At 64.4% G+C, this 13572-nt stretch carries 21 protein-coding genes; 1 reads left to right on the forward strand and 20 read right to left on the reverse strand.

Annotated features, from left to right (window positions below; all coding sequences use genetic code 11):
• From PQI66_RS09835 to PQI66_RS09925, 19 genes are all read right to left on the reverse strand, one after another.
• Positions 1 to 1758 (reverse strand): phage portal protein, encoded by a 1758-nt coding sequence (locus tag PQI66_RS09835; protein ID WP_339997928.1) that lies wholly within the window; start codon positions 1756 to 1758, stop codon positions 1 to 3.
• Positions 1755 to 2972 carry a PBSX family phage terminase large subunit gene (locus tag PQI66_RS09840; RefSeq protein WP_339997929.1) on the reverse strand — a complete coding sequence of 406 codons (1218 nt, stop codon included), beginning with the start codon at positions 2970 to 2972 and terminating at the stop codon, positions 1755 to 1757. Before PQI66_RS09840 ends, PQI66_RS09835 begins: the two co-directional genes overlap by 4 nt.
• Positions 2972 to 3385: a hypothetical protein gene (locus tag PQI66_RS09845; protein ID WP_339997930.1), complete on the reverse strand. Its 414-nt coding sequence runs from the start codon at positions 3383 to 3385 to the stop codon at positions 2972 to 2974. The genes PQI66_RS09840 and PQI66_RS09845 overlap by 1 nt, the downstream gene beginning before the upstream one ends.
• 92 nt (positions 3386 to 3477) lie before the next feature.
• A complete protein-coding gene (locus PQI66_RS09850; protein WP_339997931.1) occupies positions 3478 to 4011 on the reverse strand; it encodes a ParB N-terminal domain-containing protein in 534 nt (177 codons plus the stop codon).
• A 769-nt stretch (positions 4012 to 4780) separates the two neighbouring features.
• Positions 4781 to 5419 (reverse strand): SOS response-associated peptidase family protein, encoded by a 639-nt coding sequence (locus PQI66_RS09855; protein ID WP_339997932.1) that lies wholly within the window; start codon positions 5417 to 5419, stop codon positions 4781 to 4783.
• 29 nt (positions 5420 to 5448) lie between these two features.
• Complete coding sequence (locus tag PQI66_RS09860; protein WP_339997933.1) at positions 5449 to 6027, reverse strand: hypothetical protein; 579 nt, start codon at positions 6025 to 6027, stop codon at positions 5449 to 5451.
• A gap of 50 nt (positions 6028 to 6077) precedes the next feature.
• Positions 6078 to 6647, reverse strand: coding sequence for a hypothetical protein (locus tag PQI66_RS09865; RefSeq protein WP_339997935.1), 570 nt, complete (start codon positions 6645 to 6647; stop codon positions 6078 to 6080).
• Between the two features lie 43 nt (positions 6648 to 6690).
• A complete protein-coding gene (locus PQI66_RS09870; protein WP_339997937.1) occupies positions 6691 to 6954 on the reverse strand; it encodes a hypothetical protein in 264 nt (87 codons plus the stop codon).
• Positions 6951 to 7325 (reverse strand): hypothetical protein, encoded by a 375-nt coding sequence (locus tag PQI66_RS09875; protein WP_339997939.1) that lies wholly within the window; start codon positions 7323 to 7325, stop codon positions 6951 to 6953. The genes PQI66_RS09870 and PQI66_RS09875 overlap by 4 nt, the downstream gene beginning before the upstream one ends.
• Positions 7326 to 7496: 171 nt before the next feature.
• Complete coding sequence (locus tag PQI66_RS09880; RefSeq protein WP_339997940.1) at positions 7497 to 7670, reverse strand: hypothetical protein; 174 nt, start codon at positions 7668 to 7670, stop codon at positions 7497 to 7499.
• A 96-nt stretch (positions 7671 to 7766) separates the two neighbouring features.
• Positions 7767 to 8141, reverse strand: coding sequence for a DUF3310 domain-containing protein (locus PQI66_RS09885; protein ID WP_339997941.1), 375 nt, complete (start codon positions 8139 to 8141; stop codon positions 7767 to 7769).
• On the reverse strand, positions 8138 to 8395 hold the full coding sequence (locus PQI66_RS09890; protein WP_339997943.1) for a glutaredoxin family protein: 258 nt from the start codon (positions 8393 to 8395) through the stop codon (positions 8138 to 8140). The genes PQI66_RS09885 and PQI66_RS09890 overlap by 4 nt, the downstream gene beginning before the upstream one ends.
• Positions 8392 to 8835, reverse strand: coding sequence for a dUTP diphosphatase (gene dut / locus PQI66_RS09895; RefSeq protein ID WP_339997944.1), 444 nt, complete (start codon positions 8833 to 8835; stop codon positions 8392 to 8394). Before dut ends, PQI66_RS09890 begins: the two co-directional genes overlap by 4 nt.
• Positions 8832 to 9305 (reverse strand): WhiB family transcriptional regulator, encoded by a 474-nt coding sequence (locus PQI66_RS09900; RefSeq protein ID WP_339997945.1) that lies wholly within the window; start codon positions 9303 to 9305, stop codon positions 8832 to 8834. The genes dut and PQI66_RS09900 overlap by 4 nt, the downstream gene beginning before the upstream one ends.
• Positions 9306 to 9356: 51 nt before the next feature.
• Positions 9357 to 10496 carry a DNA polymerase III subunit beta gene (gene dnaN / locus PQI66_RS09905; protein ID WP_339997946.1) on the reverse strand — a complete coding sequence of 380 codons (1140 nt, stop codon included), beginning with the start codon at positions 10494 to 10496 and terminating at the stop codon, positions 9357 to 9359.
• The gene (locus PQI66_RS09910) at positions 10493 to 10867 is read right to left on the reverse strand and encodes a hypothetical protein (protein ID WP_339997947.1); all 375 of its coding nucleotides are present in this window, start codon (positions 10865 to 10867) and stop codon (positions 10493 to 10495) included. Before PQI66_RS09910 ends, dnaN begins: the two co-directional genes overlap by 4 nt.
• The gene (locus tag PQI66_RS09915; protein WP_339997949.1) at positions 10864 to 11283 is read right to left on the reverse strand and encodes a hypothetical protein; all 420 of its coding nucleotides are present in this window, start codon (positions 11281 to 11283) and stop codon (positions 10864 to 10866) included. Before PQI66_RS09915 ends, PQI66_RS09910 begins: the two co-directional genes overlap by 4 nt.
• A 127-nt stretch (positions 11284 to 11410) precedes the next feature.
• Complete coding sequence (locus tag PQI66_RS09920) at positions 11411 to 11653, reverse strand: hypothetical protein (protein WP_339997950.1); 243 nt, start codon at positions 11651 to 11653, stop codon at positions 11411 to 11413.
• Positions 11654 to 11753: 100 nt separating this feature from the next.
• A complete protein-coding gene (locus PQI66_RS09925) occupies positions 11754 to 12005 on the reverse strand; it encodes a hypothetical protein (protein ID WP_339997951.1) in 252 nt (83 codons plus the stop codon).
• Between the two features lie 116 nt (positions 12006 to 12121).
• Here PQI66_RS09925 and PQI66_RS09930 point away from each other — a divergent pair, with 116 nt between their 5' ends.
• Complete coding sequence (locus tag PQI66_RS09930) at positions 12122 to 12493, forward strand: hypothetical protein (protein ID WP_339997952.1); 372 nt, start codon at positions 12122 to 12124, stop codon at positions 12491 to 12493.
• 148 nt (positions 12494 to 12641) lie between these two features.
• Here the strand turns inward: PQI66_RS09930 and PQI66_RS09935 are convergent, their stop codons facing one another.
• Complete coding sequence (locus PQI66_RS09935) at positions 12642 to 13529, reverse strand: oxidoreductase (RefSeq protein WP_339997953.1); 888 nt, start codon at positions 13527 to 13529, stop codon at positions 12642 to 12644.
• Positions 13530 to 13572 lie beyond the last annotated feature (43 nt).

The raw sequence follows: 13572 nt of genomic DNA on the forward strand, positions 1-13572 counted from the left end.
CTACTCCTGGTCTGCGTAGCGCATCGTGATCGGCCGGCCGCCGGTGAACTTCGTGCCGATGAACCCGGACCGGCGGGCCGCGTCTTCGGGGTCGACACCGGCGCGGATCATGGAGCCCATCGCGTCGGCACGCTTCTTCAACTCGTCAGCGTCAACGCCGCTGTCGGTGTCCTGATCCTCGAGGGTGACCATCTCGTCCGGCGCGGCGTCGCCGAAGGGGTCACCGACCTGGATGCCCTTCTCCTTGAGGACGGTGTCGATCTCCCGGCCGATGCGCTTCTCGTCCCAGTCGGGCCGTAGGTAGCGGACCTTCTGATCGGTACTGATCGCCTGCGCGGAGTCCAACGCCTGCAGAGTCTGGGCGCGGTCGAGGTCGGTTTCCTGCACCGGCGGGGTGATATCCACTTCGGGTACTTCTTCGAGGACGGCGCCGGTGTGGTTGAGGTGTGCGTCGACGTCGACGAGGGCGGCGGTGAGGTTGCCGATCCCGGCCCGCCAGTACCGGCTCTTCGCCTTGAACGTCTGCAGCGTGGCGCGGCTGTTCGCTTCGATCTCGCGTGCGGTGACGTTGCCGGACCCGCCCGCATTGTCCAGGCCGAAGGTGAGGGAGCTGACGTTGGCGCGGCGGAGGATTTCGCGGATGATCATCTCGCACACCTGCGCGTACGCGGCGACGCGAATGTCCGGCTGGTAGAACTCTGGGCTCATGCCGTCCGGGGTGTCGCCGACCGCGGAGTAGATCTCTCGGTCCATGTCGAACTCGGCGCCCTGCCCGGGCTTGCCAATGTCCAGCATGGATTCGGTGACGACGATGCGGGACTTCGCGGTACGGATTTCTCGGCGCAGGTCGGTCCACACCTCATCCAACATGTCGAGAAGTCCGTAGGAGTCGGAGGGGATGTCCGGGCGGCCCATCTGCTTCAACTGCCCGTCCTTGCGGAATCCGACGACGGGGCGGACGTTGGCGACATACACCGCGGTCATCCGCTGCGTGCCGGTCTGGATACCGGACTCTGCGTCGACGATGCCGGCGAGGCCTTCGGTCGACGGGTGCTCGGCAAGGGGGATGCGGCGGCCGAGGTTGTCGTCCTTGCCCTCGTACAGGGCGTACTCGATGCGGCCGGGGGAGTGGCGGGACAGGAGGCGGTGGACGAACTTCTTGTCGATGGTGGGCAGGCCCTCGACGAACGCGACGGCGGCAAGCTTGCCGTACTTCCACTCGGGGATCGCGGAGTCGGTGTCGACCCAGTCGATCCACGGTTCGGGCTGGATGCTGGTGTCCCACATGACGCGGCCGTACACGCCACCAAGGGCGGCGGAGGACTCCGCGGCGACGAGTAGGCGTTCGGCGGCTTCGTCGTTGTTGACGAGCAGGTCCAGGCGTTCCTGTGCCTTGTCGTTGCCGGCGCGGATCGGTTCGCCGTCGTCGGTCTTGCCCTTCTGTGCGAGGTGGACCTGCGGCGGCGTCTCGAACATGAGGTTCGCGGACAAGTTGGCGATGTCGGCGGCCAATGGGAGGTGCAGTTTCCGCTGCCGCTGCCCGGGCGTCTGCGGCTTCCCCCAGAACAGGCGACTGGTCGCGCCCACCAGTCCGCCGGCGAACTGCGACGGGCGCGGCGCCGGGGCACTGCCGGCAGCGTAGTGGCCCTGCAGCTTCCTGGTGTCGCCCTCCCACCACACGCTGGCGTCCGCCACCATGTCGTGCAACGGCTGCCACGGGGCCGGGGGCCACGCCGTGTCGTCTGCGGGGAGTGTCATGCCGGGGTCTCCTGTCGGTCGATCAGCCTGGACCACGCCCAACGGCTGGACATCACGGCGTAGCGCAGGGCGTCCGTGTAGTCGTCGTTCTCCTTGATGGGCTTCTCATCGCCCTTCTCGGCTGCCTTGTCGTCCCACCGGTAGCCGGGAAGCTCTTTGATCAGCCCCGTGCAGGTGGACGATATGCGCAGGGCCCCGGTGTCGAGGAGGGTGGCGACGGTGCGGATCCCGTCGATGACGTGGTTGTCGGCCGGGCGGAGTTTCCGGTACCCGTCCTCGAACAACTGCAGACGGAACGACGCGGCGGCGGGGTCGACGTACACCCACTCCGGGTCCGGGTGCTGCGTGAGCCACCGGGTGAGGTCTGCGGACAGGGCACCGTCGGTGGCGCGGCCCGGGTGCCACTCGTCGATGACGTACAGGCGCCCGTCCGTACCGAGGCCGAGCAACTGGCCGGCCGTCGGGTGGGTCGTGCCGTAGTCGATGCCCAGCGACAGCACCCGCTCGATCGGGGGGATCTCCTGCGGTTCCACCACCATGCGGTCCTCGTCCCACATGTCGTAGATCGCGCCCTCCGCACTGACCCACAGTCCGAGGATGAACCGCTTGAACCACAAGCCCGTGTACGACCTGCGCATGTTCTCCTTGTACGACTCGGGCAGCGCAGGGTTATCCTCCATCGTGAAGTGGTGGTACGACCACGGCAGGTCGTCGAGCTTGTCCAGGTACTCCTTCTTCAACCAGTGCCCCGGACTGTCGGGGTTGGTGGTGGCGTACAGCTTCGCGCCCTCGATCGACAGGCGGTTCATGAGCTGCTTGAAGAATGCCTGGTTGAGCACGGTCAGCTCGTCGCACCAGGCGCGGCCGGCGGTTATGCCGCGGATACGGGACTCGGAGCCGGCGTCGTTCGCGCCGATGACGTGGACCTTCCGGCCGAAGATCATCGCGGTTGCCGCGCCCTGCCGGTACTTCACGAACGGGCGGGCCCGCTCGAACTCTGGCACCACCTCGATCGGCTCGAACACGTTGCGGTAGATGCTGTCGCGGTTCTTCCCGACGACGATGAGGGCGCCGGGGGAGTCGTACCGGGCGATCTCCTCGAGCATCAGCAGGATCCACGCGAACGTTTTCCCGGAGCGAACGGCACCGTCCCACACGTTGACGAACTGATCCGACGCGGCGTACGCGGCGATCTGCTTCTCCGACAGTGGCACTACTCGGCCTTCGGGACCGTGCTGCGGATCGCGTCGCCGAGCGCCTTGAACGCGTCGACCGCGGCCTGCTGCCCGTTGTCCTGGTCCTGCTCGTACAGGCGGAACAGCTTCGCCTCATGGTCCATCATCTTCAGCATCAGCTCCGCGGCCTTACGGTCGCCGCCGGCGGCCTTGAGGTACTGGGGCTTCATCATCTCGACGAGCTTTGCGCGTTGTTCGGCGACGAGTTCCCGGGCCGTGGTCTCCGGGTACTCGACCTTCATCCGGTCGATGTCTTTGCGGACGGTGTCGATGCCGATGTTGAGCTTGTCGCCGATCTGGCGGTAGGTGAAGCCGGCGAGGCGGAGACTGTAGGTCTTCTCGGCTCGCTTCATGATCTGGACTTGCTGGGTGTCTTGGTGTGCGAATCCCACGGTGACCTCCTGGGCCTGGTCGCGCCCTCCTGGGGCGGTGCATTGCAGGCCGTCACAGTGACAGAATTGTCCGGATGTTCGGGGCGGGGCGACTAGGAGACGGTGAAGCCTTCGGAGATGAGTTTCGCCTTCAACGTGTCGCGTTGGTTCGCGGACTCGCACTCGACGGTGAGGTCGTAGCCCTCCGGGGCGTCGCCGCCGTCGCCTTCCTCGAGTAGGTCGTCGGTGGTGTTGTCGAGGGCTTCGAGCATGGCGTCGAGGTCGTCTTGGGAGAAGCCGGTGCCGTCGAGGTTGCCGATGTTGCCGACGAGGGCGGCCAGTTCCTCCAGCTCGTAGGTGGCCTGGTCGGAGGATCGGTTCATGACGAGTACGACCCGTTTACAGGCGTCCTCGTCGAGGTCGACGTAGTGCGCGTCGATGTGCGTCCAGCCGAGTCGCTGTGCCGCCATGGTTGTGTGGTTCCCGCTCAAGATGGTGTCCGTGAGGTCGGGCGCGTGTGTCCCCTTGTTCACCACGATCGGGGCGACCTGCCCGTTAACGCGCAGACTGTCGGCGATGAGGTCGATGTCACCGCGGCGGGCGTTGCCGGGATAGAAGCGGAGCTGCGTGATGCGGGTGGAGGTCATGTCCCGGAGGATCGCACGAGGGAGTGGGTGTTCAGGCAAGACACTTTTGTCCACAAGAAGTGCACAGCTCGATGTTCGCTATTCACAATCTGTCCACAGCTACCTTGCTGATGAATGCAAGTTATACACAGGTCAGGAGTTACCTATCCACAGAGGTTGACAGTGGATAACTGCAGGTCAGTGGGTAACTACAGGCATGTCGTTAACCGGCATGACATAGGGGAGCGAGTGATATACGATCCAGATAGAGCCCGGGGAAACCTGACGCTCGACCTTCTCGAAGCGGTGTCCTGTTTAGGAGTCTTCACCGCTGGGTGGGGGCTTAACAGGGGCACCGCGTCCCCTTGAAGGTTCACCTCTGCCGTTGAGAGGAGGTGAGGCAAATGTCGGGATCGAGTTCAATGAACAAGAAGACCCGCACCGTAAGGAGTGAACTTACGATGCGGGTCCTGGCAGGAACGGTATCCAGAATACTTGTGGAAGGATGTCACAAGCTGATCGACTGGGTACAGTTCTAGAGTCTCAGAAGCGCTTCACTTACTGGCCGGTGAGTGGGGCGCTTCTTCCTTTGGGAAGACGGGCTAGGAGGACCGTCTGAGTCCAACTGTACATCAGGGGTAACTTCATTTGGTCACCGAGACGCGTATTTCACAGTGTCTGATACCCACTTTCGTGGGACCGTTGGGCGCGGTGGTACTCCTCGGTGACGGGCCGGCGGTGGCGATCGTCATCCTCCAGGGGCGGTAGCGGCAGGTTTGCGGGGCTCTGGTCAGAACAGGGCGTCCGCGCTGCCGGGCTGCACGATGTGGACGGCGCGGCTGAGTTCCTCGGACGCCGAGAGTGCCTCCGCCAGCAGGTCGCCGTCGCCGAGGATGGTGGGATCGAGCCAGTCGTCGTGGAGGTCGCGGGGCAGGATGAGCGGCATCCGCGGGTGGACGGTCGCGGCTTCGTCTACGGCGTCGCGGGTGACGAGAGCGTAGGTCAGCATGTCTCCGTCGTCTGTCTGGGCGGTGGTGGTGATTGATGCGATGCCGAACGTTTCACCGTCAGGGAGGGCGAAATGTTTGCCCTTCTCCACGTACCAGGTCGCCGGCGCGAGGGCTCGGTGCTGCTTGAAGGGGCCCTTCCACGCACGGGAGGACAGGAGCCTATCGTCGCGGGCGTTGAACGCGGAGAACTCGGCGGGCTGGTTGCCGAGGTGGATCCACCACCAGGCCAGGTCCAGCTCCCGGTGGCCGTCCTCGTCGGCGGTGATCAACGGGTTGAGGTTCCTGGCTTTCTTCCCGGTGATCTTCGCCGTGCCGCCACGATCGTCCATCCACCGCTCGAGCGCGTTCCGGGGCTCCCGCTCGTCGAGCGGTTCCAGGCCGTAGGTGCTGAGGGGGTCGAGTCCGTACGAAGCGCACATGAACCCAGGATAGGCCGGATCATGGTGCGTTAGAAGAAGCCTGCGATGATCTGGGCTGCTCCGGCCAGTTCGCCGGCGGCCGTCAGTGCGGGGATGACTGTGGTCAGAGCCTTACCGACCTTGCCCGGCGCCCGACCGTTGTCTGTAGCCGTTGCAACCTCCGCCGCAAGGTCTTCATGCCCTGCTTCCTTGAGCGCGGCGATCAGCTCAGCGATGTCGTCCGGCGAGACACCGATGTTGATCTGCTGCTGGTTGTGGTCACCGACCTGCTGGTTCAGAGGTCCGCCACTAGTGTTGTTCGTGATGTGCACATCTCCCCGGGTATGGGATTGGCCCCTAGGGGAAGTCAGATCCTTCAAGCTTGCTCCGCTGTCAACGGCGTCTTCACCATAGGGGGTGATGTGCATGACGAACAGGAACCCGTCGGCCGCTCCGGTGCCATCGATAAAATCCCGGTCCCTCAGCCACTTCGTGGCATTGAGAGTGGTGGTCTTATCGAGTCCGCATGCCATAGCTACTTGGTCCCTCCCGGGATGGGCATAGCCTTTTCTGTGCAGCGCATGTATGGCGTTCAGGACCGCCTCGCGCTCTACGAATATGTTTGCCATGGAACTAGGATACCGACGGGACGTTCGCTCGTTGCATCTACAGGTCGGCGCTAGAAAACGGCAGTGATTGCTGTCCCCACGCTGGCCATGCTGGCGGCAGCTGAGAGCGCCGACACCGCGATGCCGAGTGCCTTCTTAGCTCCGGACACATCGTTGCCACCGCGGGTCACCTGATCGACCTCGTTCGCCGCGTCGGTTGCCCCAGCGTCGCGAAGTGCGGAGATAAGGTTTCTGAGCTCGTTAGTAGAGACTCCGATGGTTATGTCTTGATGGTTGCCGTCGCCGACCTGCTGGTGGAGGTTTCCGCCGTTCATGTTGTTGTTGACTGTCGTTCCCGCCGGCTGTTCAGATGCGCCTTCGACGTCGCGGACATGCCTGCCGAATTCGATGATGTTCTGGCCCTTCGTGGTCGTCTTCATTCTCGCGAAACCGCCACCCCAAGACCCTCCCGCCCCGCTGAGGTACTCCCGGTCGCGGAGCCATGCGACGGCTCGGTCAGCCTGTTCCGCAGGGAGGTCGGCCTGTTCTGCGACCCTCTCCAGGTGGGGCATGTGTATGCGTTGCTGTTCGAGGTCGTATACAGCTTGGAGGACGGCCTGTGCGTCATCGTGGATGCTCATACCAGGAGGATAGCTTGCGGGTAGGACATGGTTTCTGTAGGGCCTAGCTCATGCGTTCGAACGCGCCCTGCCGGAAGTGAGCCACTCCGAGTCGGCGGATCCTGGCGCCGCGGAGTGCGTCGTCCATGGTGGGGTAGTCGCCGACGATTTGGCAGCGTTTGGTCTCCTGGTAGCCGGCGTTCCGGGGCCGCCGCTTGATGCTGGTGACCAAGAATCGGCCGCGGACGGGCCAGATCCAGGGGCCGTGCCCGGTGCGGTCGAGGACGGTGGGGGCGTTGTCGGGTGGGGCGGGCTGGCGGTTGGTCATTCGGGGTCTCCTGTGGTGGGCGGTGTGACGTTGTTGGCCCAGTTGTTGAGGGCGATGTGGAAGACGTTGCTGTTGATCTCGCTCCGGACGGCCTTCTTGATCGGGTCCTCGATGAGGTATCCGAGTTGCGTCATGATGTCGATGCCGTGCTTTTCGAGTGCGAGGATGTCGCCGCCGTCGGCGATGCCTTTGGCGTCTACGGCAAGGAGTGTGCGGATGATGGTGCGCTCCCGGCTGCCGGGGGCGGCGGGGGCGACGACGCCGGTACCGATCAATGCGGCGGCGATCCTGCGCGGTGTGACCTCGGTTGCTTCTGCGATGCCTTTCTCAAGGTCGGCGATGGCGCGGGCGAGTCGTTCTTCGAACTTCATGTGGTGCTCCTTAGTGGTTGGCTGGTGAGGTGCCATGCGCCGCATTGGCAGTGGTAGGCGCGGCAGGGGAGGTGGGTGTTGCGTCCGCGGCGCCAGGCTCGGCCGAGGGCGGCGTCGGCTTGCCACCAGGTGGGGTGGGCGAGCTTGGCGGGGGTGGGGCATGGTGGCCGGTCACGTGTCATCGTCGATGCGCTCGGTGAGTTCCAGCCACGCGGCGGTGACAGTGAGGACGACGGCGACGGCGACTAGTGGCGCTGAGCCGCGGCTGTCGAGGACCATGCCCGCGACGATGATGGCGAACAGGGCCGCGGCCCACGGCGCGGCACGCAGGTGCTTACTCGGCATCGTCGTCCTCCATCTGCCGCATGAGCCGTTCGAACGTGGCGTGCTCGCGGGCCCAGTTGCTGGGGTGGTTGCGTTTGCAGCGCTCCAAGTCATCCATCAGCAGTTCTCCTTCTGGATGGCGGTCTGCACCATGTCCCGGGCGGTTTCGCGGTCGTCGAGGATGAGGTGGAGAATCGCGGCGACGGTCAACCATTCGACGTCGGATTCCCGGTCTTCGAGGAACCCGCGGGCCTGCGCGGCGACGATGTCGACCAACTGCTGCGGGATGATGCTGATGTTCGGCGACGGGAGCTGCTCGAGGTACCAGTGCGCCTTGCGTAGGTCCTCGACAGCGTCGCCTTTGCGGCCGCTGCGCCACAGGTACTTGCAGGCGTTGCCGGTGGTGAAGTCCATGAACCTGGTCAGCTCGTAGCACTCGATGCCGAACGCCGGATGGGCCCGATAGTGGGCCGGGTTGATCTGGTCGGTCATGAGTTCACCAGTGCTTTCAGTGCGTCGAGGTTGTCTTTGCGCATGTCGGTCCAGCGGAAGCGTTCGCCGTCGTCGCCGGTGACCTCCACCAACGGCAGGGTGAGTTCGCCGCGAGCTCGCATGTCGGCGGCCTTGTCCGGGTGGTCCGAGATCTGCACGGTGGTCGTCTCGACGCCCATCTTCTGGAGCTGCAGGGAGGTGATGCGGCAGCGTTGGCAACCCGGGGCGGAGTACACGGTCGCGTGGTAGCTCACTGGACGGCCACCGCCTGCCCGGTGCCGGTGGATCCGAAACCGCGGTCGCCGCGGGTCGTGCCGTCGAGTTCGTCGACGACGTCGAACTCGGGGGAAAGACACCGGGGGAGCTGCAACTGGGCCACCCGGTCCCCCGCGGTGACCTGGTACTTGTAGTTGGTGGAGTTGTACAGCAGCACGCACACCTCCCCGCGGTAGTCCGCGTCGATCAGGCCGGGCGCGTTGGCGACCCATACGCCGCCGGACGCCAGGCCCGACCGGGACAGGACGTAGGCGTAGTGGGGGTAGGAGAGTCCGAGGTGCACGCCGGTGTGGATCTTCGCAACCCACCCGGGGAGGATCGTTGCGTCGGTGAGGGCATGAAGGTCGTGGGCCGCGGCGCCCGGTGTGGCTTGTCGTGGCGGCAGGGCGCCGGGGTCGAGGGTGATGGGGATTCTCATGCTGCTCCTAGTAGGTCGCGGGTGTGGGTGCGGGTGGGTGTGATCTCGCCGGAGCGTCGCCGTGCCTTGTCGCAGTCGCGGCAGTAGCCGTGTGCGCAGTGCGTGACGATGTCCGGGGTCAAATGCACGCCGTCGCCGCGGGGGCGGACGCTCATCGGGCGCCCGCATCCCAGGCAGTTGTCGGGGCGTCGCATGCGAGTACGCCGGGCCCTGGGCTGCGGGGCTGGGACATGGGCGATGGCTGCGAGCTGTGCCGCGGTGTGCTGGTCGCCGGTGCAGATGACGCCGGCGGCAATCACCCCGGTGGCGGGGGCTCGCATGGACCCGTCCAACGAGTCGCCGGCCCGGAGGGCGTCGGCGGCGCAGGTACGGATCAGGGGGCAGTGGTGGCAGGCGGCGATTGCTTGGTGGGCGTCGTGGTGGTTCGGGTCGGTGTAGGCCCGATTACCTGCGCACAATGGTCTCCCCATGCGGTAGATGGTAGCAGACATTGAGACCAATGAGAGCATTACTGGGCGTGCTCAGCCCGGAAGTCTGACCGGCATCACCAGGGCCACCCGGTCCGTCGTCGGGGTCGCCATCTCTGTCGCGTCCTCAATCACGCTGTCGGGGTAGACCGTGGCGGGGCGAGGGTTAGAACTGGTGCCGTTGAGGGCGAACACCACGTTGTCGTCGCCCACTGACGCCAGCGCGTCGGTGAGGTAGCCCGGGTGCAGCGAAATGATCATCGGTTCGCCGAGGAGTCCACAATCGACGACGTCACTGGTGGATCCGGTGTCGTTGGACTGTGCGCTGATGGTGACCTCGCCGTGGCTGAACTCGAGCCGCAGGGGCGTGGTGGCGTCTCCGATGGCGGCCACGCGCTTCGCCGCGTCCGTCATCGCCTGGCGGCCGATTCGGGCGGCGGTGGTGCATGTTTTTGCGATGAGGCTGTTGACCTTGGGGAAGTCGGAATCGAGTACGCGGCCGATGATTGTGGTGGGGCCTACGGTGAATCCGAACCGGTTGTCGGATGCGAGGATCTGGGCGGGCTGGGAGCCGATGATGCGGGCGGCGTCCTGCAGGCTGCGGGCCGGGAGCAGTAGGTCCAGGTCGTCGCCGTCCCAGTCGAGGTGGTGCATGTGCATGCGGAACCGGTCAGTGGCAGCGAGGGTCAACTTCCCATCTGTGGCGATGAGCTTCACGCCAGTGAGCATGGGGAGGGTGTCGTCGCGGGAGGACGCGGTGGCGACGGCGGAGATCGCCTTGGTGAGGTCGTGTCCGTTTATCGCGCCGACCTGCTCCGGGGTGTCCGGGAGGGGTGGGTAGTCGTCGAGGTTCAGGGCGGGTAGTTCCACTTTGGACCGCCCGCAGGTGATCTGTACGGCGGAGCTGGTGGCGGTGATGACGACTGGTTTGTTGGGCAGTCGGTGGATGATGTCGGCGAACACTCGGCCGGCGACGAGGACGGTTCCGTCTTCGGCGGCTACGGCACTGTTGTCGTCGCAGGGGATGCGGGTGGTGATGCTGGTGGATTGGTCGAACGCGGAGAGGGTGGCGGCCTGGTCGTGGACGGTGATTTTCAGTCCGCGGAGTACGGGCTGTGTGGGTTTGAGGGGGAGTGCGGGCTTGACGAGGTCGGTGGCGTTGACGAGCGTGGTTCGGTTGAACTGGGCTTTCATCGGTTCTCCTGGGCGGTGATTTCGAGCCAGCAGGATGCGGGCGTGCCGGGCTCGAATTGGTGGATGACTGGCATGTGTTCGGTGACGTACTGGGGTGTGTCGTCGGGGATGACGCCGGCGTCTACGAGTCCGTCGACGAGTGCTTTGTGGGTCGGCGTGGGGTTGATCGAGTCGCGGCGCCGGCGGTCGGGGGCTTGCCAGTGCAGGGTGACGGTGATGTGCGGGTAGAGGCCGAGTCGCATGCCGCGGGCGCGGACCCATGCTTCGCGCCGGAGTTCGCGGGTGATCGCTGCTTTCTTCCGCCAGTGCAGCCGCTGGTTGAGGTTGAGCGGCGGCCGGGTGAACGACAGCGGCATGGTGTGGGTGGTCATGCGACGTTCCGACCCGTGATCTTCTGGTGGCAGCTCTGGATGTGGTCGGCCAACTGGCGGGGTACGCGCTGGTCGAGGTGGTTGGCGATGGTGCCCAACTGCGCGGGGGTCATGCCGGTGCGCTCGGCCGCCTGCTGGACTCCGCCGGTGGCTTCGATGATGTCGATGATCTGGTCGGCGACGCGCTGCCGGCTGGTGACCCGGGGCACGGGGTCGGGGATTGGGGTGTCGGTGGCGCCGGCGATCTTGCGGGCGACGCGCACACCGACGGTGGTGGTGTGGGGGTCCAGTACCCGTCGCATGGTGTTGTTGGCGACGCCGCATTTCTCGGCGGCGTATCCGATGTCGCGGTAGTGGTCGACGATGTTCTGCGCGGCGGCACGTAGCGGCGCGGCGGGGTAGCGAGGTTGGGGCATTCCTGTTCCTTGTGTGTAGGGGCCCGTGGCAGCGGGCCGTGTGGTCGTGATGGTATCAGATAATGAGCGCAAAGAGAGCATTCGTGGGCATGAAGAAACCCCCGGGTGGTGGGCCGGAGGTTGGCTTCTACTTGGAGTCGTCTACGGACTCTACCTCGGGCACGACATGGTTCCATCCGCCTGCGGGGTATGCTGCAACGGGTCCGCCAACCTGGTTGTTCGTGATGCTCAGGGAGCCATTGTCATTGACGACTGCGAAGGATCCGGCGGGGAAGATGTCGTGGACGACTCTGTAGTACTGCCCTGCTTTCTCATTTCGGTGGACTGTGATGCCGTCCTCGCCGTTCGCGTAGGCGCGTTTGAGGGTCATGGAATTCTCCATCTGTTGTTGGTGTGGCGTGCCTGGTGGTACGCCTGGGGGTACCTTACCCGGGGCACCGGACATGAAACCGTGACGTTCGAACAGGCGTTCAGAGCCTGTCGGTGTGGTATTCGGTGAATCCGCAGGTGTAGCAGGATCGCCGCTGGACCATCTCGTAGCCGGACGGAACCGCGTCAGGACTATTCCGAAGCACGTGCCGATGGAGGTGCTCCCATTCGGCCCACAGGTGCTCGTGCGCGGGGAGTTCGATGGGCGCCTGGTCGCGCCGGCGGGCACACCACAAAGCGCCCAGGGGTACGCCGACGACGATGCCGACGGCGAGGAGGATGATCGAGGTCATGGGGTTAGCTCACTTCTTTCGGGGGGACCGTTCTGTCTTTCACGCTCTTCACACTGCACAGGCTTCTCCAATCATCTATATCTTGATCATCACTCATCTGACTGAGAGGAAAGCTCATGAAGCGTTCTATGAAGCTCGCCGCGGCTGCTGTCGCCGCTGCCACGACGATCGGGCTGGCTGCCCCGGCTGCCAACGCCGCAACGATTGACCAGGGTTTGTACCCGCAGTCGGGGCAGATCTACATCGACCCGGTAGCCACGAAGATCCTCGCTGCGAGCCCGGCCGGTGATATTGCCGGGGCGGGAGCAGATCTTGTGCTCAGTACCGCTGGCCCTGCGACTACTGTGGCGGTCTTGAATTCCGCCCAGCGGCTTATCAACCGAGACGTGCGGGATGCTGCGAAGTATCCCCGGGGCAGCGTGGTCTACACCTGGAGGATCTCCGACCAGGGTTCCGTGCTCTCACAATCCCGCGTGCGGACGAACTAGTTACTCCACCGCCTACACGGGGCCGATGTGTCGCTCGGTGGAGCAAGCTCAGCGGCGACTACTTAGGCGCACGACTCCTGACAATAGGGCAGTGTTGGTCATCTCCGATCTGGTTGGGTAGCCACTGTGGCGATGCTCCATCCAGCGTCTACTGGAGAGGGAAGCGGATTCCTGTTAGCTCCTCAGACTTCTCCCAAAGGTGAACCGCAAGGTCAAGGTTGCTCGCGGCGTTGGATCGTCCGACCAGCGTCGGGTAGCCGCGGAACTCGTAGAGTCCATTCGGGCCGACGTAGCTAGCAGGTGGGAGTGGTTCGGTTGCTGCAAACAGTGTCGGCAGAGCGCCCATGTCGGCGGGTTGCGCTACTGTCCGGTTCGCGATCTTCATGAGGAGCTCGGCGGGCCGACTTTCTGAGTGGCTTTGTAGGTTGGTTGCGCTGTAGCCCGGGTGACTGGAGAGCGATACGATGTCGGATCCTGTGGCGGTCAGTCTTTGTTGTAGTTCGAGGGAGAACAGTAGATTTGCCAGTTTGGAGGCCCCGTATGCTCCCGTCGGGGAGTATTTCCTATTCTCCCACTGTAGGTCCTCGAGGTTTATCGAGCCTCGCCGATGGGCTTGCGAGGACAGTGTCACGACTTTCTCCTGAATCCTGGGAAGAAGCAGGTTGGTGAGCGCATAGTGACCGAGGTGATTGGTACCGATGTGTCGTTCAAAGCCGTCGGCTGTTTTTCCGTAGGGCACGAACATGATGCCGGCGTTGTTGATGAGCACGTCGATGTCGTGATCAGTTCGGTCGGCGAAGCGATGTATTGACCCGAGGTCTGCGAGGTCGAGTTCTTCGACGGTTACATCGCCGCCGATCTTTGCGGCTGCAACTTTACCCTTATCAACGTTGCGGACGGCCATGGTGATGGTCGCTCCGGCTCGTGCTAGTTCGCGGGCGGTTATGAGTCCGAGTCCGCTGTTGGCTCCGGTGATGATGTAGTGGCGGCCGGTTTGAGGGGTGATGTCTGTAGCGTTCCAGGTATCGCGTGACATGGATCATAGGTTACATGAACATCATATTGCCGGATAGCAATAT

The sequence above is a fragment of the Corynebacterium sp. USCH3 genome (assembly GCF_037619475.1).
In the GTDB taxonomy this organism is placed as follows: domain Bacteria; phylum Actinomycetota; class Actinomycetes; order Mycobacteriales; family Mycobacteriaceae; genus Corynebacterium.